Origin of the sequence: Aliivibrio fischeri, assembly GCA_038993745.2 — a bacterium.
Classification (GTDB): Bacteria; Pseudomonadota; Gammaproteobacteria; order Enterobacterales; family Vibrionaceae; genus Aliivibrio; species Aliivibrio fischeri_B.
The window spans coordinates 2,731,793-2,757,672 of record CP160629.1 but is presented as its reverse complement, the minus strand read 5'-3'; the positions used below and the strand labels follow the sequence as shown (position 1 = coordinate 2,757,672).

The following is a 25,880-nucleotide window of genomic DNA, read 5'->3' as shown; positions in this document are numbered from 1 at the left end:
ACAAACGGTAAAGTATATGTATCCTGAATTTGAAGCTGATGATCTCAATGCAGTCTCAGAAGTAAAGCGCCCAGTGAGTGCAAAAGGCGTTCGTGCTCAACAAAAAGAAAGAACTCGAAGAACCATTATTGACGCTGCATTTTGCCTATTATGTGCCGAGCGAGGTTTTACAAGCTTAAGCTTACGAGAAGTTACTCGAGAAGCTGGAATTGCTCCAACGTCTTTTTATCGACACTTTAAAGATATGGATGAGTTAGGCCTAACTCTAGTAGATGAAGGTGGTTTGATATTACGTCAATTAATGAGACAGGCTCGTCAACGTATCGTAGTTGAAGGGAGTGTCATTAGAACTTCCGTTGAAACTTTCATGGAGTTTATTGAGGGAAGCCCTAACGTCTTTCGCTTATTACTACGTGAACGCTCAGGAACATCACCCGCTTTTCGTGCCGCGGTAGCAAGAGAAATCCAACACTTTGTTGCGGAACTTACCGAATATTTAGTTGCCACAACAGGGGTAGCTCGTGAAGAAGCATTGGTTCAGGCTGAAGCATCGGTAACGCTTGTATTTAGCTCAGGGGCAGAGGCATTAGATTTAGACTCGGCATCACGAACTGAATTATCTGAGCGACTGATTTTTCAATTACGAATGCTCTCTAAAGGGGCCTACTGGTACCGTAAAGAGAATGAAAAATAGAATTTAGGTACATTGTTCGCAGTGAATCAATGTCTGTATGAGGTAAAAACATGACACATGAAAATAGTAGAAATGAACGAAAGACATTAGTGCTATCAGTGGTGGCAGGTCTTTGTTTAAATGCCGTTTGGGTTGGATTAACAGTAACTGAAGTTGCTTTCTCAATTTTTCCGATTATTGCATTGGTTCTAGCGGCTCAAGGTTTATATCAAGAATACTTACGACCGCCAGTGAGTGAAGATACTCCGCTTATTGCAGTGGCTTGTTTTTTTGTAGGATTGTTTGGTCATTCAGCATTAGTAAAAGCACAATACCCAGAAGCGGGTTCTAATTTCTTTTCGATTCTAGTTGCTCTGGCTTTGTTACTTTGGATTGGTGTAAAAATGGGTATTTTGAAAAAGAAAGATACTCACACAGAAATATAAATAACCGTTCATAAAAAAAGCTCAGAACATTACGCTCTGAGCCTTTTTTTTAAGTTTATTTTCTTTCTAAGAAAACGCCTGCTTCCATATGGTGTGTATATGGGAACTGGTCAAATAAAGCAAAACGCGTAATGTTGTGTGTTTGGCTTAAAATTTCTAAGTTTTCTTTTAGCGTTTCAGGATTACAAGAGATGTACATAATACGCTCGTAACCTTGAACCATCTTACAAGTCCCTTCATCCATTCCAGAACGAGGTGGATCAACAAAGATAGTGTTGCAGTTATAGCTTTTTAAATCGATGTTTTGATCTTTTAAGCGTCTAAATTCACGTTTACCTTCCATAGCATCAGTAAAATCTTCAGCTGACATTCGAATGATTTGTACATTATCAATGTTATTTGCTGCAATGTTGTATTGAGCAGAATCAACAGATGGTTTAGCTAATTCGGTTGCTAAAACACGATCAAAGTTTTTCGCTAATGCCAATGAGAAGTTACCGTTACCACAATATAATTCAAGTAGGTCGCCTTGACTGTTTTGCGTACAATCCACTGCCCATTCCAGCATTTTTTGAGCAACAATGCCGTTTGGTTGTGTAAAGCTATTCTCAACTTGCTTATACGTTAAGATGTCGTCATTAACTTTAAGTTTTTCAATAACAAACTCTTGGTCTAAAACGATTTTCATTTTACGTGCTCGACCAATGATATTTAGGTTAAAACCTTCATCATTCAGACGTTGTTTTAATGCTTTTGCTTCTTCTTTCCAAGCATCATCTAGTTGACGGTGATAAAGCATCGACACCAAAATTTCGCCACTAAGCGTCGATAAGAAATCCACTTGGAACATTTTATAGCGAAGTGTTTTACTTTCTTTTACTGCTTCTGTTAGTAATGGCATCAAATCGTTAATTAAACGGCTTGCAGGTAAGAAGTAATCAACACGGTATTTTTCTTTGGTTTCTTGGTTGAACATGACGTAATACATTTCGTCACCTTCATGCCACACACGAAATTCAGCACGCATGCGGTAGTTTTCAGCAGGAGAGGAAAAGACTTCCAGTTCTGGAACATTAAATTCAGAAAACATAGCAGAGAGTGCTTCTGCTTTTTCATCTAACTGTACTTGATAATTTTCTGGGTTCATGACTGATTGTGTCATCGTCTTGCCTCACGCTGCTCAAAATAAGAGCGCCGATTTTATGCGATAGAGATCTGTTGTCCAGTATTTGTGTGTTATTGATCGAAACTAATTAATACTAAGACGTGATATTGAGCGCATAAACCTAGACAAAGATAGTGTAGGTCACTACTATTTCGCCCATGTTGGTGCGCTATTTTTAATATTAATTATAGCCTGAATAGGGAATCTGGTGAAAATCCAGAACTGACGCGCAGCGGTAAGAGAGAACGAAGGTACAATTTTTCACACTGTTAATTTTAGATGTTTAAGGATATCGACGAATAATGGGAAGTGAGTACTCTAGGTTAACTGCTCTCAAGTCCGAAGACCTGCCAGCAATAAGTAATACATTACGTATTGCTATATGGACTTAACGCGATTTTAGGAAACAACGGAAATGAAGAAAACTGCCTTAGCGACAGCTGTAGTGTCGCTGCTTTCACACGCCTATACATCCCCTGTATTTGCTCAAAATACCACAACAGAAACCGATGAAACCATGGTTGTTACTGCGAACAGATTTGAGCAGTCAACAGAAGATGTTATTGCACCAATGAGTGTAGTCACCAAGGAAGAGATTGTTCAGATTCAAGCAAAAACGATGACGGACATTTTAAGGTTGCAACCTGGGATAGAAGTCGCAAGCAATGGTGGTATTGGTCAAAATGCCTCTATTTTTATGAGAGGAACTAACTCTGATCATGTATTGATTTTAATTGATGGTTTTAGAATGAACAGTTCCATTAAAAGTGGAATGAACATTAATAAGATCCCTGTAAACCAAGTTGAAAGAATTGAAATAATTCGTGGTTCTGGAGCTGTAATGTATGGCTCCGATGCTGTTGGTGGTGTGATTAATATCATCACTAGAACGTCTTCTGATAATCAGTCGAAATCAGCAACAATTGGTGCTGGTAGTGATAGATATAAAGAAGGAAACTTTGCAGCTAACACTAAGGTAGGTGAAAACGGACATTTAAAAATGGCTGCCGGATTCACCCAAACAGAAGGCTACAATGTTAATCCTCAGCCGGGATTAAATGATGGAGATAAACATGGCTTTGAAAATAGCCAGTTTATGTTGAACTACGAGCACCAGCTTTCTTCTTATGTAAGTCTTTTTACTGGTGTTAGATGGTTTAATAGCACATCAGAATATAACCATTATACAAATACGAAATCTCGATCAGAATCAGAATCTACGGTTTATTCTTCAAAATTATCTTTTCATAAAGATGCGGTTTCATCAAATTTAAGTATTAGTTATCAAGATGACCAAACTCTGGAATATCATGAGAATGGAGATCTCGATTCAGAGCAAAAAATTGAACAGTTGAATATGCAATGGGCTAACCAAATCAAATTAACGAATGATTGGTTAGTTAATGCTGGTGTTGATTGGACTGATGCGAAAGTGAAAGCTGACATTACTGATTGGTCAAATAAGGTAATTATTAATGAAGGTGAAAGTCGTACGTCGACTGGCGTCTATCTTGGAACTCAATATCAACTAGAGCAATTAAAGTTAGAAGCAAATACTCGATTTGATAAGCACGATAAGTATGATGAATATACAACGTGGGGTGTTGGTGCGAGTTATCAAATTAATGATATTTACAAAGTAAGTACTGCTTATAATACAGCGTTTAAAGCGCCATCATTTTATGATTTATCGACAGCTCCAGATTTAGAGCCGGAAACGTCAAAAAATATTGATGTTAGTCTTGCAGCAGTATATAGCCTAGTTAATGTTAATTTATCTCTTTATAAGAACCGTGTAGATAATTTAATTGTATATTATGACGCTCCAAATTTTGCAGGCTATAGTGCGAATGTTGATGCTGATATTAAAGGTGCTGAGTTAGAGTTGTTATTTGATACTGGAGTTATTTCTCATACATTGATCGCTGAGTATAAAGATCATGAGGATACAGAAGGTCAACAACTAGCAAGAAGAGCAAAACAGAATTATAAATGGATGGGTAATGTAAGTTTAGGAGATCTAGACCTGAACCTTTCTTATATTTATACAGGAAAGCGCTCTGATTTACCTTCAGCCCCAGGTGTTGAAACTGCTTATCTTGATCCATATTCATTGTGGAGTGTTGCTGCTGCTTATTGGGTAACGTCAGATCTTGCTGTTCGAGGTCGAGTTGAAAACTTATTTGATGAAGAATATGAAACGGCGGGCGGCTATAAACCTGCAGAGCGCTCATATTATGTTAGTTTAGATTATCAATTTTAATTTGATTTAAGACCGCCTTCATTGGCGGTTTTTCATTTTGAGGTATGAATGAAAAAGAAAGTTATTATTAGTTGGTCATCAGGAAAGGATTCAACACTCACTCTTATTCGATTGCTTGAGAATCCAGACTATGAAGTTGTTGCTTTATATACGACACATGTAGCAAATGAAGTCCCATTTCAGGTAACTCCATTATCAGTTGTTCAAATGCAAGCTGATTTAGTCGACCTGCCATTAATCACAATCGAATTGCCAACCGTGTTCCCTGCCAACAATGAATATCAAAGTTTAGTCATAACTGGTTTAAAAGAATGTGGTATTGAGTTTGATTCTGTTGCTTTCGGTGACATGTTTTGCAATGGCATTGTTGATTATCGTAAAAGCTATATCGAAAGAGCAGGTTGGGACTGTGTTTTTCCTTTAATAGGGCAATCAAGCAGAGACTTGGCTGAGGAGATTATTTCATTAGGTATTAAAACTATTCTTGTTACAACTGATGGGACTCAACTTGATAATCAATTTTGTGGAAAAGTATACACAAGAGAATTGATTGCACAGTTACCAATAGAAGTAGATCCTTGCGGAGAAAATGGTGAGTTTCATTCTTTAGTGGTTAGCGCACCATGCTTTAAAGGTTCAATCCAATTATCTGAGATGCAAATTGAAAAACAACAGCGCTTTACTCATCTTCGTTATAATGCTTCTGTTTTACAAAACTAGTGCAAGAGGTATGATTAGAGCTCATCTTTTTATATCGGCTTACAATAGAGTCTGTGGTTTCAGTTATGCCAAAACACATTTTGATTTTTGATTCAGGTATCGGTGGATTATCGGTATATAAAGAAATTAAATATCAGTTACCTTTAGCTAAGTATATTTATGCGTTTGATAATGCGGCATTCCCTTATGGTGAACTAACTGAATCGGTACTTATAGAAAGAACGACACACATTATCTCTAAGTTATGTTCTAAATTTTCTATCGATATCGTTGTGATTGCTTGTAATACAGCAAGCACTGTTGTTCTTCCTTCTCTTCGGGATAAATTAGATATACCTGTAGTAGGTGTTGTTCCTGCCATCAAACCCGCAGCTCTTGTATCAAATAAGATCGGTTTACTTGCAACGCCTGCGACAGTAAAGAGAAGCTACACTTATGATCTAATCAAATCTTTTGCTCCTATATCTGATGTTCAGCTATTAGGTTCAACGCGACTGGTTGAAATGGCGGAAGAAAAAATGATCGGAATTGATGTAGATATTACGGAACTAAAAGAGATTTTATCTCCTTGGCAAAATAAAGTAGATACGATAGTTCTAGGTTGTACTCATTTCCCTTTTCTAAAGAATGAAATAAAAAAAGCACTGGGAAATAAAATATTGCTTATTGATTCTGGAGAGGCAATAGCTAGAAGAGTAAAACAATTATTGAATGGGGATGGGGTGGAAAGTGCAGTTCTTTTTGAAGGTGAGGTATTTTGTAGTGCCCCCTCTATAAAAGAAGAGGCACTAAATCATACATTCAAAGAACTAAATTTTAGTTCTCTTCAGTGTTTGGGTTACCCGAAGTTTTAGGATCATTAGCAATACGCACTTTTAGAGTTCGCTGATCAAATTCGTTATTGTTTAAGTTTTCAATAACGTTGTCAGCGTCTTTTGTTGCAACTACTACGAAACCAAAGCCTCTTCTTTTACCTGTACGTTTGTCTTTCATTAAACGTACTGCAAATACATCACCAAATTCAGCAAAGAGTTCTTTTACATCTGACTCATTTGCACGATAAGGTAAATTACCCACATATAATGTAGTACTAGCTTGATCTGAGTTTGGAGCAGTATCAGCAGAATCATTTGAGTTTGATTGTGCTGGAGCTTTGTTAATAGTTAAAACCGTAAAACCTGTAATCACTGCGCCAAAAGCGAAAGCAAAAGCCGGAGATACTGTTGGAAATAAAGAGATTGCTCCTGCACCTAGTGCAGCGATAGCAATAATAGCAATGTTTGAATTAGTAGATTTCATGATAAGTAAGGTCTAGTAAATAAATGGAAAGTGATGAATTAACAATAAAATCACATTGATACTACTTATATTGTGTATCAATTGCCAACTAATTAAGCCATTGTTCATTTCTTGTAGGGGGTTTGTTTGAAAAAAAGTGATCTGTGTAGAAAATAATCACTTAGATGATTATTTTTAAATATCGCTTGCCAATCCTAATTAGCTCTCTATAATGCGCCTCCGTTCCCAAGGAAAAGATAAATAACTTTATCCATGAGAACACTGAGTTTTAGGACTTCAAAATAATTTGAAAATAATCCTTGACTTAATAATTTGGCTCTGTATTATACGCAGCCTCAAACGACGAAACGGAAACGCAAGTCGTTGAAAGAAAAGCTCTTTAACAATTTAACCAAATCAATCTGTGTGGGCACTTATGAATTGATAATCAATAAATTATCAATGAACTGAGTGACTACACAAAATTACTTTTATGTAACAATCAGTATTAATCATTGAGTCGGTTTTGTTTCTGCTTCTCTTTATAGAAAAGACAGAACAACCAAAAAAACTTTAATTGAAGAGTTTGATCATGGCTCAGATTGAACGCTGGCGGCAGGCCTAACACATGCAAGTCGAGCGGAAACGACTTAACTGAACCTTCGGGGAACGTTAAGGGCGTCGAGCGGCGGACGGGTGAGTAATGCCTGGGAATATGCCTTAGTGTGGGGGATAACTATTGGAAACGATAGCTAATACCGCATAATGTCTTCGGACCAAAGAGGGGGACCTTCGGGCCTCTCGCGCTAAGATTAGCCCAGGTGAGATTAGCTAGTTGGTGAGGTAAGAGCTCACCAAGGCGACGATCTCTAGCTGGTCTGAGAGGATGATCAGCCACACTGGAACTGAGACACGGTCCAGACTCCTACGGGAGGCAGCAGTGGGGAATATTGCACAATGGGCGAAAGCCTGATGCAGCCATGCCGCGTGTATGAAGAAGGCCTTCGGGTTGTAAAGTACTTTCAGTAGGGAGGAAGGTTCATACGTTAATAGCGTATGGATTTGACGTTACCTACAGAAGAAGCACCGGCTAACTCCGTGCCAGCAGCCGCGGTAATACGGAGGGTGCGAGCGTTAATCGGAATTACTGGGCGTAAAGCGCATGCAGGTGGTTCATTAAGTCAGATGTGAAAGCCCGGGGCTCAACCTCGGAACCGCATTTGAAACTGGTGAACTAGAGTGCTGTAGAGGGGGTAGAATTTCAGGTGTAGCGGTGAAATGCGTAGAGATCTGAAGGAATACCAGTGGCGAAGGCGGCCCCCTGGACAGACACTGACACTCAGATGCGAAAGCGTGGGGAGCAAACAGGATTAGATACCCTGGTAGTCCACGCCGTAAACGATGTCTACTTGGAGGTTGTGGCCTTGAGCCGTGGCTTTCGGAGCTAACGCGTTAAGTAGACCGCCTGGGGAGTACGGTCGCAAGATTAAAACTCAAATGAATTGACGGGGGCCCGCACAAGCGGTGGAGCATGTGGTTTAATTCGATGCAACGCGAAGAACCTTACCTACTCTTGACATCCAGAGAATTCGCTAGAGATAGCTTAGTGCCTTCGGGAGCTCTGAGACAGGTGCTGCATGGCTGTCGTCAGCTCGTGTTGTGAAATGTTGGGTTAAGTCCCGCAACGAGCGCAACCCTTATCCTTGTTTGCCAGCACGTAATGGTGGGAACTCCAGGGAGACTGCCGGTGATAAACCGGAGGAAGGTGGGGACGACGTCAAGTCATCATGGCCCTTACGAGTAGGGCTACACACGTGCTACAATGGCGCATACAGAGGGCTGCAAGCTAGCGATAGTGAGCGAATCCCAAAAAGTGCGTCGTAGTCCGGATTGGAGTCTGCAACTCGACTCCATGAAGTCGGAATCGCTAGTAATCGTAGATCAGAATGCTACGGTGAATACGTTCCCGGGCCTTGTACACACCGCCCGTCACACCATGGGAGTGGGCTGCAAAAGAAGTGGGTAGTTTAACCTTCGGGAGGACGCTCACCACTTTGTGGTTCATGACTGGGGTGAAGTCGTAACAAGGTAGCCCTAGGGGAACCTGGGGCTGGATCACCTCCTTAAACGATAGGTTACGGTTTATGAGTGTTCACACAGATTGATTAGGTTAAAAAATTAAAGAGACTATGTGGGGCTATAGCTCAGCTGGGAGAGCGCTTCGCTGGCAGCGAAGAGGTCTGCGGTTCGATCCCGCATAGCTCCACCATCTTTAAGCATTCTTTTAGGTTAAACCTTTAAGAGTTTTTAAAAATGGTTACACGCATAAGCGTGAAATCGCTCTTTAACAATTTGGAAAGCTGACTGATTTAAATAACTTACGAGTTATCTAAATCAAAATTTAAAAGTTCTTAATATCCTTTGTTTTACTTTGTAAAACGAAGAACAACACATTCAAGTGTTCTTGTATTTTGAATCCGGCGAAAAACCAGAACTCGCAATGACGAGTTCAACCTTGGTTGTTTATGCCATACGAAACCTCTTGGGGTTGTATGGTTAAGTGACTAAGCGTACACGGTGGATGCCTTGGCAGTCAGAGGCGATGAAAGACGTATTAACTTGCGATAAGCCCAGATTAGGTAGTAAAAACCATTTGAGTCTGGGATTTCTGAATGGGGAAACCCACGTGCATAAGCACGTATCGCTACGTGAATACATAGCGTAGCGAGGCGAACCGGGAGAACTGAAACATCTAAGTACCCCGAGGAAGAGAAATCAACCGAGATCCCGAAAGTAGCGGCGAGCGAAATTGGGTTAGCCCTTAAGCTTTTAATGAGACAGGTGAAGGCTCTGGAAAGTGCCGCGATACAGGGTGATAGCCCCGTAACCGACATCTCATCATCAGTGAAAACGAGTAAGGCGGGACACGTGATATCCTGTCTGAATATGGGGGGACCATCCTCCAAGGCTAAATACTACTGACTGACCGATAGTGAACCAGTACCGTGAGGGAAAGGCGAAAAGAACCCCTGTGAGGGGAGTGAAATAGAACCTGAAACCGTGTACGTACAAGCAGTAGGAGCACCTTCGTGGTGTGACTGCGTACCTTTTGTATAATGGGTCAGCGACTTATATTCAGTGGCAAGGTTAACCGTTTAGGGGAGCCGTAGGGAAACCGAGTCTTAACTGGGCGTTCAGTCTCTGGATATAGACCCGAAACCAGGTGATCTAGCCATGGGCAGGTTGAAGATTGAGTAACATCAATTGGAGGACCGAACCGACTAATGTTGAAAAATTAGCGGATGACTTGTGGCTAGGGGTGAAAGGCCAATCAAACCTGGAGATAGCTGGTTCTCCCCGAAATCTATTTAGGTAGAGCCTCGGACGAATACTACTGGGGTAGAGCACTGTTAAGGCTAGGGGTCATCCCGACTTACCAACCCTTTGCAAACTCCGAATACCAGTAAGTACTATCCGGGAGACACACGGCGGGTGCTAACGTCCGTCGTGGAGAGGGAAACAACCCAGACCGCCAGCTAAGGTCCCAAAGTTATAGTTAAGTGGGAAACGATGTGGGAAGGCTCAGACAGCCAGGATGTTGGCTTAGAAGCAGCCATCATTTAAAGAAAGCGTAATAGCTCACTGGTCGAGTCGGCCTGCGCGGAAGATGTAACGGGGCTAAACTATACACCGAAGCTGCGGCAATACAGTTTACTGTATTGGGTAGGGGAGCGTTCTGTAAGCGGTTGAAGGTGCGTTGTAAAGCGTGCTGGACGTATCAGAAGTGCGAATGCTGACATGAGTAACGATAAAGCGGGTGAAAAACCCGCTCGCCGGAAGACCAAGGGTTCCTGTCCAACGTTAATCGGGGCAGGGTAAGTCGACCCCTAAGGCGAGGCCGAAAGGCGTAGTCGATGGGAAACGGGTTAATATTCCCGTACTTCTTACAATTGCGATGGGGGGACGGAGAAGGCTAGGTGGGCTTGGCGACGGTCGTCCAAGTTCAAGTATGTAGGCTGTGATCTTAGGCAAATCCGGGATCACACTAGGCTGAGATACGATGTCGAGCTACTACGGTAGTGAAGCCATTGATGCCATGCTTCCAGGAAAAGCCTCTAAGCTTCAGATTGTAAGGAATCGTACCCCAAACCGACACAGGTGGTCGAGTAGAGAATACTAAGGCGCTTGAGAGAACTCGGGTGAAGGAACTAGGCAAAATGGTACCGTAACTTCGGGAGAAGGTACGCTCCTAGCGGTGATGAGACTTGCTCTCTAAGCTGCCGGGAGTCGCAGATACCAGGTGGCTGCAACTGTTTATTAAAAACATAGCACTGTGCTAAATCGTAAGATGACGTATACGGTGTGACGCCTGCCCGGTGCTTGAAGGTTAATTGATGGGGTTAGACTTCGGTCGAAGCTCTTGATCGAAGCCCAAGTAAACGGCGGCCGTAACTATAACGGTCCTAAGGTAGCGAAATTCCTTGTCGGGTAAGTTCCGACCTGCACGAATGGCGTAATGATGGCCACGCTGTCTCCACCCGAGACTCAGTGAAATTGAAATCGCTGTGAAGATGCAGTGTACCCGCGGCTAGACGGAAAGACCCCGTGAACCTTTACTACAGCTTGGCACTGAACATTGACCCTACATGTGTAGGATAGGTGGGAGCCTTTGAAGCACGTACGCCAGTATGTGTGGAGGCAATCTTGAAATACCACCCTTGTATGCTTGATGTTCTAACGTTGGTCCCTTATCGGGATTGCGGACAGTGCCTGGTGGGTAGTTTGACTGGGGCGGTCTCCTCCCAAAGAGTAACGGAGGAGCACGAAGGTGGGCTAATCACGGTTGGACATCGTGAGGTTAGTGCAATGGCATAAGCCCGCTTGACTGCGAGAATGACAATTCGAGCAGGTGCGAAAGCAGGTCATAGTGATCCGGTGGTTCTGAATGGAAGGGCCATCGCTCAACGGATAAAAGGTACTCCGGGGATAACAGGCTGATACCGCCCAAGAGTTCATATCGACGGCGGTGTTTGGCACCTCGATGTCGGCTCATCACATCCTGGGGCTGAAGTCGGTCCCAAGGGTATGGCTGTTCGCCATTTAAAGTGGTACGCGAGCTGGGTTTAGAACGTCGTGAGACAGTTCGGTCCCTATCTGCCGTGGGCGTTGGATGATTGAAGGGGGCTGCTCCTAGTACGAGAGGACCGGAGTGGACGAACCTCTGGTGTTCGGGTTGTCACGCCAGTGGCATTGCCCGGTAGCTAAGTTCGGAATCGATAAACGCTGAAAGCATCTAAGCGTGAAGCGAGCCCTGAGATGAGTCATCCCTGATACTTTAAGTATCCTAAAGGGTTGTTGGAGACTACGACGTAGATAGGTCAGGTGTGTAAGTGCTGCGAGGCATTGAGCTAACTGATACTAATTGCCCGTGAGGCTTAACCATACAACACCCAAGGGGTTTTGAACGGATTTAAAGTTGCAAGAAACGAATTGAATGTGCATTAAGAAGACAATAAGCTTTCCGAATTAAAGAATTTGCTTGGCGACCATAGCGTTATGGACCCACCTGATCCCATGCCGAACTCAGAAGTGAAACGTAATAGCGCCGATGGTAGTGTGGGGTTTCCCCATGTGAGAGTAGGACATCGCCAGGCTTGAATTTGAATAAGAGCCCGTTCAGTTGAACGGGCTTTTATTTCGCTCCCAGACTGTCACTGTGAGCCAAGTCAACATAACGTTTTTAACGATTCAAAAATAATTGAAAAAGTTGAAAATATTATCTTGACTTTCAAATCAGACAGCGTATTATACGCAGCCTGAAACGACGAAGCGGAAACGCTAAGTGGTTGAAAGACAAGCTCTTTAACAATTTAACCAAATCAATCTGTGTGGGCACTTATGAATTGATAATCAACACATTATCAATGAACTGAGTGACTACACAAAATTACTTTTATGTAACAATCAGTATTAATCATTGAGTCGGTTTTGTTTCTGCTGAAACAAACCAAAAAAACTTTAATTGAAGAGTTTGATCATGGCTCAGATTGAACGCTGGCGGCAGGCCTAACACATGCAAGTCGAGCGGAAACGACTTAACTGAACCTTCGGGGAACGTTAAGGGCGTCGAGCGGCGGACGGGTGAGTAATGCCTGGGAATATGCCTTAGTGTGGGGGATAACTATTGGAAACGATAGCTAATACCGCATAATGTCTTCGGACCAAAGAGGGGGACCTTCGGGCCTCTCGCGCTAAGATTAGCCCAGGTGAGATTAGCTAGTTGGTGAGGTAAGAGCTCACCAAGGCGACGATCTCTAGCTGGTCTGAGAGGATGATCAGCCACACTGGAACTGAGACACGGTCCAGACTCCTACGGGAGGCAGCAGTGGGGAATATTGCACAATGGGCGAAAGCCTGATGCAGCCATGCCGCGTGTATGAAGAAGGCCTTCGGGTTGTAAAGTACTTTCAGTAGGGAGGAAGGTTCATGCGTTAATAGCGTATGGATTTGACGTTACCTACAGAAGAAGCACCGGCTAACTCCGTGCCAGCAGCCGCGGTAATACGGAGGGTGCGAGCGTTAATCGGAATTACTGGGCGTAAAGCGCATGCAGGTGGTTCATTAAGTCAGATGTGAAAGCCCGGGGCTCAACCTCGGAACCGCATTTGAAACTGGTGAACTAGAGTGCTGTAGAGGGGGTAGAATTTCAGGTGTAGCGGTGAAATGCGTAGAGATCTGAAGGAATACCAGTGGCGAAGGCGGCCCCCTGGACAGACACTGACACTCAGATGCGAAAGCGTGGGGAGCAAACAGGATTAGATACCCTGGTAGTCCACGCCGTAAACGATGTCTACTTGGAGGTTGTTCCCTTGAGGAGTGGCTTTCGGAGCTAACGCGTTAAGTAGACCGCCTGGGGAGTACGGTCGCAAGATTAAAACTCAAATGAATTGACGGGGGCCCGCACAAGCGGTGGAGCATGTGGTTTAATTCGATGCAACGCGAAGAACCTTACCTACTCTTGACATCCAGAGAATTCGCTAGAGATAGCTTAGTGCCTTCGGGAGCTCTGAGACAGGTGCTGCATGGCTGTCGTCAGCTCGTGTTGTGAAATGTTGGGTTAAGTCCCGCAACGAGCGCAACCCTTATCCTTGTTTGCCAGCACGTAATGGTGGGAACTCCAGGGAGACTGCCGGTGATAAACCGGAGGAAGGTGGGGACGACGTCAAGTCATCATGGCCCTTACGAGTAGGGCTACACACGTGCTACAATGGCGCATACAGAGGGCTGCAAGCTAGCGATAGTGAGCGAATCCCAAAAAGTGCGTCGTAGTCCGGATTGGAGTCTGCAACTCGACTCCATGAAGTCGGAATCGCTAGTAATCGTAGATCAGAATGCTACGGTGAATACGTTCCCGGGCCTTGTACACACCGCCCGTCACACCATGGGAGTGGGCTGCAAAAGAAGTGGGTAGTTTAACCTTCGGGAGGACGCTCACCACTTTGTGGTTCATGACTGGGGTGAAGTCGTAACAAGGTAGCCCTAGGGGAACCTGGGGCTGGATCACCTCCTTAAACGATAGATTACGGTTTATGAGTGTTCACACAGATTGATTAGGTTAAAAAATTAAGAGACTTAATGTTGGGTCTGTAGCTCAGTTGGTTAGAGCGCACCCCTGATAAGGGTGAGGTCGGTGGTTCAAATCCACTCAGACCCACCAATACTTCTCCAGAAAGTATTGGATAACATTATATTTCGGGGCTATAGCTCAGCTGGGAGAGCGCCTGCCTTGCACGCAGGAGGTCTGCGGTTCGATCCCGCATAGCTCCACCATCTTTAAGTATTCTCCTTGAGAGTCTTTAAAAATGGTTTCGAAAGAAACATTGCTCTTTAACAATTTGGAAAGCTGACTGATTTAAATAACTTACGAGTTATTCAAATCAAAATTTAAAAGTTCTTAATATCCTTTGTTTTACTTTGTAAAACGAAGAACAACACATTCAAGTGTTCTTGTATTTTGAATCCGGCGAAAAACCAGAACTCGCAATGACGAGTTCAACCTTGGTTGTTTATGCCATACGAAACCTCTTGGGGTTGTATGGTTAAGTGACTAAGCGTACACGGTGGATGCCTTGGCAGTCAGAGGCGATGAAAGACGTATTAACTTGCGATAAGCCCAGATTAGGTAGTAAAAACCATTTGAGTCTGGGATTTCTGAATGGGGAAACCCACGTGCATAAGCACGTATCGCTACGTGAATACATAGCGTAGCGAGGCGAACCGGGAGAACTGAAACATCTAAGTACCCCGAGGAAGAGAAATCAACCGAGATCCCGAAAGTAGCGGCGAGCGAAATTGGGTTAGCCCTTAAGCTTTTAATGAGACAGGTGAAGGCTCTGGAAAGTGCCGCGATACAGGGTGATAGCCCCGTAACCGACATCTCATCATCAGTGAAAACGAGTAAGGCGGGACACGTGATATCCTGTCTGAATATGGGGGGACCATCCTCCAAGGCTAAATACTACTGACTGACCGATAGTGAACCAGTACCGTGAGGGAAAGGCGAAAAGAACCCCTGTGAGGGGAGTGAAATAGAACCTGAAACCGTGTACGTACAAGCAGTAGGAGCACCTTCGTGGTGTGACTGCGTACCTTTTGTATAATGGGTCAGCGACTTATATTCAGTGGCAAGGTTAACCGTTTAGGGGAGCCGTAGGGAAACCGAGTCTTAACTGGGCGTTCAGTCTCTGGATATAGACCCGAAACCAGGTGATCTAGCCATGGGCAGGTTGAAGATTGAGTAACATCAATTGGAGGACCGAACCGACTAATGTTGAAAAATTAGCGGATGACTTGTGGCTAGGGGTGAAAGGCCAATCAAACCTGGAGATAGCTGGTTCTCCCCGAAATCTATTTAGGTAGAGCCTCGGACGAATACTACTGGGGGTAGAGCACTGTTAAGGCTAGGGGGTCATCCCGACTTACCAACCCTTTGCAAACTCCGAATACCAGTAAGTACTATCCGGGAGACACACGGCGGGTGCTAACGTCCGTCGTGGAGAGGGAAACAACCCAGACCGCCAGCTAAGGTCCCAAAGTTATAGTTAAGTGGGAAACGATGTGGGAAGGCTCAGACAGCCAGGATGTTGGCTTAGAAGCAGCCATCATTTAAAGAAAGCGTAATAGCTCACTGGTCGAGTCGGCCTGCGCGGAAGATGTAACGGGGCTAAACTATACACCGAAGCTGCGGCAATACAGTTTACTGTATTGGGTAGGGGAGCGTTCTGTAAGCGGTTGAAGGTGCGTTGTAAAGCGTGCTGGACGTATCAGAAGTGCGAATGCTGACATGAGTAACGATAAAGCGGGTGAAAAACCCGCTCGCCGGAAGACCAAGGGTTCCTGTCCAACGTTAATCGGGGCAGGGTAAGTCGACCCCTAAGGCGAGGCCGAAAGGCGTAGTCGATGGGAAACGGGTTAATATTCCCGTACTTCTTACAATTGCGATGGGGGGACGGAGAAGGCTAGGTGGGCTTGGCGACGGTCGTCCAAGTTCAAGTATGTAGGCTGTATTCTTAGGCAAATCCGGGAATACACTAGGCTGAGATACGATGTCGAGCTACTACGGTAGTGAAGCCATTGATGCCATGCTTCCAGGAAAAGCCTCTAAGCTTCAGATTGTAAGGAATCGTACCCCAAACCGACACAGGTGGTCGAGTAGAGAATACTAAGGCGCTTGAGAGAACTCGGGTGAAGGAACTAGGCAAAATGGTACCGTAACTTCGGGAGAAGGTACGCTCCTAGCGGTGATGAGACTTGCTCTCTAAGCTGCCGGGAGTCGCAGATACCAGGTGGCTGCAACTGTTTATTAAAAACATAGCACTGTGCTAAATCGTAAGATGACGTATACGGTGTGACGCCTGCCCGGTGCTTGAAGGTTAATTGATGGGGTTAGACTTCGGTCGAAGCTCTTGATCGAAGCCCAAGTAAACGGCGGCCGTAACTATAACGGTCCTAAGGTAGCGAAATTCCTTGTCGGGTAAGTTCCGACCTGCACGAATGGCGTAATGATGGCCACGCTGTCTCCACCCGAGACTCAGTGAAATTGAAATCGCTGTGAAGATGCAGTGTACCCGCGGCTAGACGGAAAGACCCCGTGAACCTTTACTACAGCTTGGCACTGAACATTGACCCTACATGTGTAGGATAGGTGGGAGCCTTTGAAGCACGTACGCCAGTATGTGTGGAGGCAATCTTGAAATACCACCCTTGTATGCTTGATGTTCTAACGTTGGTCCCTTATCGGGATTGCGGACAGTGCCTGGTGGGTAGTTTGACTGGGGCGGTCTCCTCCCAAAGAGTAACGGAGGAGCACGAAGGTGGGCTAATCACGGTTGGACATCGTGAGGTTAGTGCAATGGCATAAGCCCGCTTGACTGCGAGAATGACAATTCGAGCAGGTGCGAAAGCAGGTCATAGTGATCCGGTGGTTCTGAATGGAAGGGCCATCGCTCAACGGATAAAAGGTACTCCGGGGATAACAGGCTGATACCGCCCAAGAGTTCATATCGACGGCGGTGTTTGGCACCTCGATGTCGGCTCATCACATCCTGGGGCTGAAGTCGGTCCCAAGGGTATGGCTGTTCGCCATTTAAAGTGGTACGCGAGCTGGGTTTAGAACGTCGTGAGACAGTTCGGTCCCTATCTGCCGTGGGCGTTGGATGATTGAAGGGGGCTGCTCCTAGTACGAGAGGACCGGAGTGGACGAACCTCTGGTGTTCGGGTTGTCACGCCAGTGGCATTGCCCGGTAGCTAAGTTCGGAATCGATAAACGCTGAAAGCATCTAAGCGTGAAGCGAGCCCTGAGATGAGTCATCCCTGATACTTTAAGTATCCTAAAGGGTTGTTGGAGACTACGACGTAGATAGGTCAGGTGTGTAAGTGCTGCGAGGCATTGAGCTAACTGATACTAATTGCCCGTGAGGCTTAACCATACAACACCCAAGGGGTTTTGAACGGATTTAAAGTTGCAAGAAACGAATTTGAATGTGCATTAAGAAGACAATAAGCTTTCCGAATTAAAGAATTTGCTTGGCGACCATAGCGTTATGGACCCACCTGATCCCATGCCGAACTCAGAAGTGAAACGTAATAGCGCCGATGGTAGTGTGGGGTTTCCCCATGTGAGAGTAGGACATCGCCAGGCTTGAATTTGAATAAGAGCCCGTTCAGTTGAACGGGCTTTTATTTCGCTCCCAGACTGTCACTGTGAGCCAAGTCAACATAACGTTTTTAACGATTCAAAAATAATTGAAAAAGTTGAAAATATTATCTTGACTTTCAAATCAGACAGCGTATTATACGCAGCCTGAAACGACGAAGCGGAAACGCTAAGTGGTTGAAAGACAAGCTCTTTAACAATTTAACCAAATCAATCTGTGTGGGCACTTATGAATTGATAATCAACACATTATCAATGAACTGAGTGACTACACAAAATTACTTTTATGTAACAATCAGTATTAATCATTGAGTCGGTTTTGTTTCTGCTGAAACAAACCAAAAAAACTTTAATTGAAGAGTTTGATCATGGCTCAGATTGAACGCTGGCGGCAGGCCTAACACATGCAAGTCGAGCGGAAACGACTTAACTGAACCTTCGGGGAACGTTAAGGGCGTCGAGCGGCGGACGGGTGAGTAATGCCTGGGAATATGCCTTAGTGTGGGGGATAACTATTGGAAACGATAGCTAATACCGCATAATGTCTTCGGACCAAAGAGGGGGACCTTCGGGCCTCTCGCGCTAAGATTAGCCCAGGTGAGATTAGCTAGTTGGTGAGGTAAGAGCTCACCAAGGCGACGATCTCTAGCTGGTCTGAGAGGATGATCAGCCACACTGGAACTGAGACACGGTCCAGACTCCTACGGGAGGCAGCAGTGGGGAATATTGCACAATGGGCGAAAGCCTGATGCAGCCATGCCGCGTGTATGAAGAAGGCCTTCGGGTTGTAAAGTACTTTCAGTAGGGAGGAAGGTTCATACGTTAATAGCGTATGGATTTGACGTTACCTACAGAAGAAGCACCGGCTAACTCCGTGCCAGCAGCCGCGGTAATACGGAGGGTGCGAGCGTTAATCGGAATTACTGGGCGTAAAGCGCATGCAGGTGGTTCATTAAGTCAGATGTGAAAGCCCGGGGCTCAACCTCGGAACCGCATTTGAAACTGGTGAACTAGAGTGCTGTAGAGGGGGGTAGAATTTCAGGTGTAGCGGTGAAATGCGTAGAGATCTGAAGGAATACCAGTGGCGAAGGCGGCCCCCTGGACAGACACTGACACTCAGATGCGAAAGCGTGGGGAGCAAACAGGATTAGATACCCTGGTAGTCCACGCCGTAAACGATGTCTACTTGGAGGTTGTTCCCTTGAGGAGTGGCTTTCGGAGCTAACGCGTTAAGTAGACCGCCTGGGGAGTACGGTCGCAAGATTAAAACTCAAATGAATTGACGGGGGCCCGCACAAGCGGTGGAGCATGTGGTTTAATTCGATGCAACGCGAAGAACCTTACCTACTCTTGACATCCAGAGAATTCGCTAGAGATAGCTTAGTGCCTTCGGGAGCTCTGAGACAGGTGCTGCATGGCTGTCGTCAGCTCGTGTTGTGAAATGTTGGGTTAAGTCCCGCAACGAGCGCAACCCTTATCCTTGTTTGCCAGCACGTAATGGTGGGAACTCCAGGGAGACTGCCGGTGATAAACCGGAGGAAGGTGGGGACGACGTCAAGTCATCATGGCCCTTACGAGTAGGGCTACACACGTGCTACAATGGCGCATACAGAGGGCTGCAAGCTAGCGATAGTGAGCGAATCCCAAAAAGTGCGTCGTAGTCCGGATTGGAGTCTGCAACTCGACTCCATGAAGTCGGAATCGCTAGTAATCGTAGATCAGAATGCTACGGTGAATACGTTCCCGGGCCTTGTACACACCGCCCGTCACACCATGGGAGTGGGCTGCAAAAGAAGTGGGTAGTTTAACCTTCGGGAGGACGCTCACCACTTTGTGGTTCATGACTGGGGTGAAGTCGTAACAAGGTAGCCCTAGGGGAACCTGGGGCTGGATCACCTCCTTAAACGATAGATTGCGATTTATGAGTGTTCACACAGATTGATTAGGTTAAAAACGTAAAGAAGCAATGAAGATGCCCAACATCTTCAAATATCCAGTGTCCCGTTCGTCTAGAGGCCTAGGACACCGCCCTTTCACGGCGGTAACAGGGGTTCGACTCCCCTACGGGATACCATTGGGTCGTTAGCTCAGTTGGTAGAGCAGTTGACTTTTAATCAATTGGTCGCAGGTTCGAATCCTGCACGACCCACCATTCTTTCTCACGAAGGAATTAAAACTTTCGTGGGCGATTAGCTCAGTTGGGAGAGCACCTCCCTTACAAGGAGGGGTCACTGGTTCGAGCCCGGTATCGCCCACCATCTTTAAGTATTCTCCTTGAGAGTCTTTAAAAATGGTTTCGAAAGAAACATTGCTCTTTAACAATTTGGAAAGCTGACTGATTTAAATAACTTACGAGTTATTCAAATCAAAATTTAAAAGTTCTTAATATCCTTTGTTTTACTTTGTAAAACGAAGAACAACACATTCAAGTGTTCTTGTATTTTGAATCCGGCGAAAAACCAGAACTCGCAATGACGAGTTCAACCTTGGTTGTTTATGCCATACGAAACCTCTTGGGGTTGTATGGTTAAGTGACTAAGCGTACACGGTGGATGCCTTGGCAGTCAGAGGCGATGAAAGACGTATTAACTTGCGATAAGCCCAGATTAGGTAGTAAAAACCATTTGAGTCTGGGATTTCTGAATGGGGAAACCCACGTGCATAAGCACGTATCGCTACGTGAATACATAGCGTAGCGAGGCGAACCGGGAGAACTGAAACATCTAAGTACCCCGAGGAAGAGAAATCAACCGAGATCCCGAAAGTAGCGGCGAGCGAAATTGGGTTAGCCCTTAAGCTTTTAATGAGACAGGTGAAGGCTCTGGAAAGTGCCGCGATACAGGGTGATAGCCCCGTAACCGACATCTCATCATCAGTGAAAACGAGTAAGGCGGGACACGTGATATCCTGTCTGAATATGGGGGGACCATCCTCCAAGGCTAAATACTACTGACTGACCGATAGTGAACCAGTACCGTGAGGGAAAGGCGAAAAGAACCCCTGTGAGGGGAGTGAAATAGAACCTGAAACCGTGTACGTACAAGCAGTAGGAGCACCTTCGTGGTGTGACTGCGTACCTTTTGTATAATGGGTCAGCGACTTATATTCAGTGGCAAGGTTAACCGTTTAGGGGAGCCGTAGGGAAACCGAGTCTTAACTGGGCGTTCAGTCTCTGGATATAGACCCGAAACCAGGTGATCTAGCCATGGGCAGGTTGAAGATTGAGTAACATCAATTGGAGGACCGAACCGACTAATGTTGAAAAATTAGCGGATGACTTGTGGCTAGGGGTGAAAGGCCAATCAAACCTGGAGATAGCTGGTTCTCCCCGAAATCTATTTAGGTAGAGCCTCGGACGAATACTACTGGGGGTAGAGCACTGTTAAGGCTAGGGGGTCATCCCGACTTACCAACCCTTTGCAAACTCCGAATACCAGTAAGTACTATCCGGGAGACACACGGCGGGTGCTAACGTCCGTCGTGGAGAGGGAAACAACCCAGACCGCCAGCTAAGGTCCCAAAGTTATAGTTAAGTGGGAAACGATGTGGGAAGGCTCAGACAGCCAGGATGTTGGCTTAGAAGCAGCCATCATTTAAAGAAAGCGTAATAGCTCACTGGTCGAGTCGGCCTGCGCGGAAGATGTAACGGGGCTAAACTATACACCGAAGCTGCGGCAATACAGTTTACTGTATTGGGTAGGGGAGCGTTCTGTAAGCGGTTGAAGGTGCGTTGTAAAGCGTGCTGGACGTATCAGAAGTGCGAATGCTGACATGAGTAACGATAAAGCGGGTGAAAAACCCGCTCGCCGGAAGACCAAGGGTTCCTGTCCAACGTTAATCGGGGCAGGGTAAGTCGACCCCTAAGGCGAGGCCGAAAGGCGTAGTCGATGGGAAACGGGTTAATATTCCCGTACTTCTTACAATTGCGATGGGGGACGGAGAAGGCTAGGTGGGCTTGGCGACGGTCGTCCAAGTTCAAGTATGTAGGCTGTATTCTTAGGCAAATCCGGGAATACACTAGGTTGAGATACGATGTCGAGCTACTACGGTAGTGAAGCCATTGATGCCATGCTTCCAGGAAAAGCCTCTAAGCTTCAGATTGTAAGGAATCGTACCCCAAACCGACACAGGTGGTCGAGTAGAGAATACTAAGGCGCTTGAGAGAACTCGGGTGAAGGAACTAGGCAAAATGGTACCGTAACTTCGGGAGAAGGTACGCTCCTAGCGGTGATGAGACTTGCTCTCTAAGCTGCCGGGAGTCGCAGATACCAGGTGGCTGCAACTGTTTATTAAAAACATAGCACTGTGCTAAATCGTAAGATGACGTATACGGTGTGACGCCTGCCCGGTGCTTGAAGGTTAATTGATGGGGTTAGACTTCGGTCGAAGCTCTTGATCGAAGCCCAAGTAAACGGCGGCCGTAACTATAACGGTCCTAAGGTAGCGAAATTCCTTGTCGGGTAAGTTCCGACCTGCACGAATGGCGTAATGATGGCCACGCTGTCTCCACCCGAGACTCAGTGAAATTGAAATCGCTGTGAAGATGCAGTGTACCCGCGGCTAGACGGAAAGACCCCGTGAACCTTTACTACAGCTTGGCACTGAACATTGACCCTACATGTGTAGGATAGGTGGGAGCCTTTGAAGCACGTACGCCAGTATGTGTGGAGGCAATCTTGAAATACCACCCTTGTATGCTTGATGTTCTAACGTTGGTCCCTTATCGGGATTGCGGACAGTGCCTGGTGGGTAGTTTGACTGGGGCGGTCTCCTCCCAAAGAGTAACGGAGGAGCACGAAGGTGGGCTAATCACGGTTGGACATCGTGAGGTTAGTGCAATGGCATAAGCCCGCTTGACTGCGAGAATGACAATTCGAGCAGGTGCGAAAGCAGGTCATAGTGATCCGGTGGTTCTGAATGGAAGGGCCATCGCTCAACGGATAAAAGGTACTCCGGGGATAACAGGCTGATACCGCCCAAGAGTTCATATCGACGGCGGTGTTTGGCACCTCGATGTCGGCTCATCACATCCTGGGGCTGAAGTCGGTCCCAAGGGTATGGCTGTTCGCCATTTAAAGTGGTACGCGAGCTGGGTTTAGAACGTCGTGAGACAGTTCGGTCCCTATCTGCCGTGGGCGTTGGATGATTGAAGGGGGCTGCTCCTAGTACGAGAGGACCGGAGTGGACGAACCTCTGGTGTTCGGGTTGTCACGCCAGTGGCATTGCCCGGTAGCTAAGTTCGGAATCGATAAACGCTGAAAGCATCTAAGCGTGAAGCGAGCCCTGAGATGAGTCATCCCTGATACTTTAAGTATCCTAAAGGGTTGTTGGAGACTACGACGTAGATAGGTCAGGTGTGTAAGTGCTGCGAGGCATTGAGCTAACTGATACTAATTGCCCGTGAGGCTTAACCATACAACACCCAAGGGGTTTTGAACGGATTTAAAGTTGCAAGAAACGAATTGAATGTGCATTAAGAAGACAATAAGCTTTCCGAATTAAAGAATTTGCTTGGCGACCATAGCGTTATGGACCCACCTGATCCCATGCCGAACTCAGAAGTGAAACGTAATAGCGCCGATGGTAGTGTGGGGTTTCCCCATGTGAGAGTAGGACATCGCCAGGCTTCCAATTTATTTTCACTTTTTTAAAAAGTGAAGACAAAAGTGTTATGAACACTTGTCAGCGACGACAAGTAGTCCACTGCGGAGTGGTAGTTCAGTTGGTTAGAATACCGGCCTGTCACGCCGGGGGTCGCGGGTTCGAGTCCCGTCCACTCCGCCACTTATTTGAAAAAGCCCTAATCGAAAGATTAGGGCTTTTTTACGTTTGTAGAAAACTGAATGAGTTAAGCAGAGCGAAGTTGGTAGTTCAGTTGGTTCGGCTTTTTATTGGAGAGCTTAGCGGCCTGTCACGCCGGGGGACGTGTTGCTTTCGAGGTTAATAGAAAGTCCCGTTAACGTAGCCACTTATTAAAAAAAGCCCTAATCGAAAGATTAGGGCTTTTTTGCATCTGTAGAAAGCGGAATGAGATAAGCAGAGCGAAGTAGCAGTGCAGTTGGTTAGGCTTTTTATTAGAGAGTTTATCGACCTGCCATACAGGGGGATGTGAAGCTCTTAAGCTTGATAAAAATCAGGTGGATATATTAAATGATGGGGAGTTTAGAACGTGTAATTTTAGATGAATAGGGACGGTTTTTTGTACAGCTTAAATATCAAAATGGGCATGCACTGTATCAATGCACACCCAAAAATTAATTATAGAATTTGATTCAGTATATGATCTGCTTTAATTCTCTTAATTCTTTTGATTAATTTTTTTACTTCAACAGGATAACTATCTAGCTTGTCTACTTGTTTATATGAACCAATTAATTGTGTATGTTCTAAGATGACATCTAGTTCAGCTTGCTTCGTATCTACAAGTAACTGCTCAGGATCCTGCAATAATAGTCCATTCTCAAGATCTAGTTTCCATGCTCTTGGTTTAGATTACTACCTGTAATTAGTGTGTATTCTTTATCTACCCACATACCTTTTAGATGAAAACTGTTGTTCTCATGTTTCCATAAGTTAAGAGATAATTGTCTGCTAGCAATGTAAGTCTCATTAGCTTTAGCAAAGTTTCTTAGGTTTATCTCATATAGGTATGGTAACCCTGCAATAGTCTTAAATTCTTCTTCAGGTGAAATGTAGAAATCATTAGCAGTTTTGTCACCGACAATAATTGTTACTTTCACTCCTCGTCGCAGTGCTTTTTTAAGTTCTTTTGCAATAGGTTTAGGGAAGTTGAAATAAGGAGTACAGATTGTAATTTCAGATGTGGCTGATGCTAAAAGAGTGCGAATATAATTATTTAATTTATTCCCTTTTCTTCCTAATCCAACAAGCGGTGTTATACCAACTTCACCTTCTTTTCTTGTCTGAGACGTAAATTGATAGTTTGCTAAACCGAGCTGCTTTCTTAATTCTTTAATTTCAGGCTTAAGAGATTTTGTTTCTGGTCTATTTTGTTGCGATAAACAATTTACAGCAGGACTAGCAATTAATGTTTTCTTAATAAATGAAACCATTGAATTAGCAAGAAAGGTATTATTTAAAACGTGGTATCTGTCGAAACGGTATTTATCTTTATGGGCAAGGTATACATCATTTAAGCTAGCGCCGCTATAAACAACGGTATCGTCAAAGATAAAACCTTTTAGGTGCAAAACGCCGAAAACTTCTTTATTTCTTACTGGGACACCAAGGACATTTATTGAATGCTCGTATTTTTCAGAGAATTCTCGATATAACGCTGCGTTACCATCACTCTTTTCAGCACCGATAAGTCCTCTTTGAGCTCGATGCCAATCAACAAGAACATTAATGTCTAGTGTCGGATTTTTCTGTTTAGCTTCATACAGAGCAGTAAAGATTTCTCTGCCAGCATCATCATTTTCTAAGTAAAGTGCAACTATATAAATGCGTTGTTGTGCATTTTCTATTTGTTTAAGAAGTTCATACCGAAAATCTGCAGCGGTGTGAAGAATCTTAATATTCTCAGGATTTTGAGACAACATTGGGAGCTTAGATAGCTGTTCTTTACTTTCTTGAGCTTTCAAATTCATAACCAATCATTAAATAATCAATATAAGGGGATAGATTTTAGCAAACTTCATGGGTATTGCCGAGAGTAATATCTAATTGTTAGTTTTTTTATAGAGAAGGATATCCAATTCTTTTCCAGTATTTGTATATCTATCATGCTTAGATTTCAGTACATGAGGAATATTCTTTTTGTCTATATGAATGAAATCGTTTTTCAAATAAAACTCACTTAACTGAGGTTCACAAAAGCAATAGCAGTGTTCTAATGATAAAAATTCATTTAGCTTAAATAACAGTTGGCTTCCAAGACTCTCACCCCTTCTTTCTTTGATTATCATCATTCCTGTTAAAAAATGACACTCTTCATAGGTCTTTATACGCATAGCCCCTAAGATTTTCTTATCCCCCTCTATTACTATTATTTCTTCTTTTCCCTTAGGCTTTCCTGACGGGTAGTTTTCCTTGTAGATTTTATGTAATAAAGGAAGGCGTAATTTGTCTAGATGAGAAACGGTAAGATTCATTAGCTC

At 44.7% G+C, this 25,880-nt stretch carries 8 protein-coding genes, 7 tRNA genes, 9 rRNA genes, 1 pseudogene and 1 riboswitch; of the genes and pseudogenes, 21 read left to right on the top strand and 4 right to left on the bottom strand.

Features of this window, described 5'->3' with window-relative positions:
- Window positions 1–73: 73 nt before the first annotated feature.
- Together fabR and AAFX60_013205 are read left to right on the top strand one after the other, a co-directional pair.
- Window positions 74–694, top strand: a complete 621-nt coding sequence (gene fabR, locus AAFX60_013210) for an HTH-type transcriptional repressor FabR (GenBank protein XDF78951.1) — start codon at window positions 74–76, stop codon at window positions 692–694.
- 50 nt (window positions 695–744) lie between these two features.
- Window positions 745–1,119 carry a YijD family membrane protein gene (locus tag AAFX60_013205; protein ID XDF77553.1) on the top strand — a complete coding sequence of 125 codons (375 nt, stop codon included), beginning with the start codon at window positions 745–747 and terminating at the stop codon, window positions 1,117–1,119.
- Window positions 1,120–1,174: 55 nt separating this feature from the next.
- On the opposite strand, the gene trmA is transcribed toward AAFX60_013205, so the two are convergent.
- A complete protein-coding gene (trmA, locus tag AAFX60_013200) occupies window positions 1,175–2,281 on the bottom strand; it encodes a tRNA (uridine(54)-C5)-methyltransferase TrmA (GenBank protein ID XDF77552.1) in 1,107 nt (368 codons plus the stop codon).
- Between the two features lie 148 nt (window positions 2,282–2,429).
- Window positions 2,430–2,654: riboswitch (cobalamin riboswitch) on the top strand.
- A 45-nt stretch (window positions 2,655–2,699) separates the two neighbouring features.
- Here trmA and AAFX60_013195 point away from each other — a divergent pair.
- From AAFX60_013195 to murI, 3 genes are all read left to right on the top strand, one after another.
- Complete coding sequence (locus AAFX60_013195) at window positions 2,700–4,547, top strand: TonB-dependent receptor (protein XDF77551.1); 1,848 nt, start codon at window positions 2,700–2,702, stop codon at window positions 4,545–4,547.
- Between the two features lie 48 nt (window positions 4,548–4,595).
- Window positions 4,596–5,267 carry an ATPase gene (locus AAFX60_013190; GenBank protein XDF77550.1) on the top strand — a complete coding sequence of 224 codons (672 nt, stop codon included), beginning with the start codon at window positions 4,596–4,598 and terminating at the stop codon, window positions 5,265–5,267.
- Window positions 5,268–5,332: 65 nt separating this feature from the next.
- Complete coding sequence (gene murI / locus AAFX60_013185; protein XDF77549.1) at window positions 5,333–6,121, top strand: glutamate racemase; 789 nt, start codon at window positions 5,333–5,335, stop codon at window positions 6,119–6,121.
- Here the strand turns inward: murI and AAFX60_013180 are convergent.
- Window positions 6,084–6,566, bottom strand: a complete 483-nt coding sequence (locus AAFX60_013180) for an RNA-binding protein (GenBank protein XDF77548.1) — start codon at window positions 6,564–6,566, stop codon at window positions 6,084–6,086. The genes murI and AAFX60_013180 overlap by 38 nt on opposite strands.
- A gap of 553 nt (window positions 6,567–7,119) precedes the next feature.
- On the opposite strand from AAFX60_013180, the gene AAFX60_013175 reads away from it, so the two are divergent.
- The 16 genes from AAFX60_013175 to AAFX60_013100 all read left to right on the top strand — a co-directional run bounded on the left by AAFX60_013175 (window position 7,120) and on the right by AAFX60_013100 (window position 23,544).
- Window positions 7,120–8,671: ribosomal RNA gene (locus AAFX60_013175) — 16S ribosomal RNA — on the top strand.
- A gap of 67 nt (window positions 8,672–8,738) precedes the next feature.
- A tRNA-Ala gene (locus AAFX60_013170) sits at window positions 8,739–8,814 on the top strand.
- Window positions 8,815–9,099: 285 nt separating this feature from the next.
- Window positions 9,100–11,988 (top strand): 23S ribosomal RNA (locus AAFX60_013165).
- A gap of 95 nt (window positions 11,989–12,083) precedes the next feature.
- Window positions 12,084–12,199 (top strand): 5S ribosomal RNA (rrf, locus tag AAFX60_013160).
- 365 nt (window positions 12,200–12,564) lie between these two features.
- A 16S ribosomal RNA gene (locus AAFX60_013155) occupies window positions 12,565–14,116 on the top strand.
- Between the two features lie 69 nt (window positions 14,117–14,185).
- A tRNA-Ile gene (locus tag AAFX60_013150) sits at window positions 14,186–14,262 on the top strand.
- A gap of 37 nt (window positions 14,263–14,299) precedes the next feature.
- A tRNA-Ala gene (locus tag AAFX60_013145) sits at window positions 14,300–14,375 on the top strand.
- A gap of 267 nt (window positions 14,376–14,642) precedes the next feature.
- Window positions 14,643–17,533: ribosomal RNA gene (locus AAFX60_013140) — 23S ribosomal RNA — on the top strand.
- 96 nt (window positions 17,534–17,629) lie between these two features.
- Window positions 17,630–17,745: ribosomal RNA gene (gene rrf / locus AAFX60_013135) — 5S ribosomal RNA — on the top strand.
- A gap of 365 nt (window positions 17,746–18,110) precedes the next feature.
- Window positions 18,111–19,663: ribosomal RNA gene (locus AAFX60_013130) — 16S ribosomal RNA — on the top strand.
- 95 nt (window positions 19,664–19,758) lie between these two features.
- A tRNA-Glu gene (locus AAFX60_013125) sits at window positions 19,759–19,834 on the top strand.
- 2 nt (window positions 19,835–19,836) lie between these two features.
- A tRNA-Lys gene (locus AAFX60_013120) sits at window positions 19,837–19,912 on the top strand.
- A gap of 31 nt (window positions 19,913–19,943) precedes the next feature.
- Window positions 19,944–20,018 (top strand) — tRNA-Val (locus AAFX60_013115).
- 267 nt (window positions 20,019–20,285) lie between these two features.
- Window positions 20,286–23,175 (top strand): 23S ribosomal RNA (locus tag AAFX60_013110).
- A 95-nt stretch (window positions 23,176–23,270) separates the two neighbouring features.
- Window positions 23,271–23,386 (top strand): 5S ribosomal RNA (gene rrf, locus AAFX60_013105).
- Together the 16S, 23S and 5S rRNA genes with 7 tRNA genes alongside form the textbook arrangement of a ribosomal RNA operon.
- An 81-nt stretch (window positions 23,387–23,467) precedes the next feature.
- Window positions 23,468–23,544, top strand: a tRNA-Asp gene (locus AAFX60_013100).
- A gap of 474 nt (window positions 23,545–24,018) precedes the next feature.
- On the opposite strand, the pseudogene pssA reads toward AAFX60_013100, so the two are convergent.
- Together pssA and AAFX60_013090 are read right to left on the bottom strand one after the other, a co-directional pair.
- Window positions 24,019–25,370 (bottom strand): annotated as a pseudogene (gene pssA / locus AAFX60_013095) (CDP-diacylglycerol--serine O-phosphatidyltransferase).
- 72 nt (window positions 25,371–25,442) lie between these two features.
- The gene (locus AAFX60_013090; GenBank protein ID XDF77547.1) at window positions 25,443–25,874 is read right to left on the bottom strand and encodes a GNAT family N-acetyltransferase; all 432 of its coding nucleotides are present in this window, start codon (window positions 25,872–25,874) and stop codon (window positions 25,443–25,445) included.
- Window positions 25,875–25,880: the final 6 nt, after the last annotated feature.

Coding starts and splice junctions, on each gene's coding strand:
- AAFX60_013205 (XDF77553.1), top strand. CDS start 745: ATGACACATGAAAATAGTAGAAATGAACGAAAGACATTAGTGCTATCA.
- trmA (XDF77552.1), bottom strand. CDS start 2,281: ATGACACAATCAGTCATGAACCCAGAAAATTATCAAGTACAGTTAGAT.
- AAFX60_013195 (XDF77551.1), top strand. CDS start 2,700: ATGAAGAAAACTGCCTTAGCGACAGCTGTAGTGTCGCTGCTTTCACAC.
- AAFX60_013190 (XDF77550.1), top strand. CDS start 4,596: ATGAAAAAGAAAGTTATTATTAGTTGGTCATCAGGAAAGGATTCAACA.
- murI (XDF77549.1), top strand. CDS start 5,333: ATGCCAAAACACATTTTGATTTTTGATTCAGGTATCGGTGGATTATCG.
- AAFX60_013180 (XDF77548.1), bottom strand. CDS start 6,566: ATGAAATCTACTAATTCAAACATTGCTATTATTGCTATCGCTGCACTA.
- AAFX60_013090 (XDF77547.1), bottom strand. CDS start 25,874: ATGAATCTTACCGTTTCTCATCTAGACAAATTACGCCTTCCTTTATTA.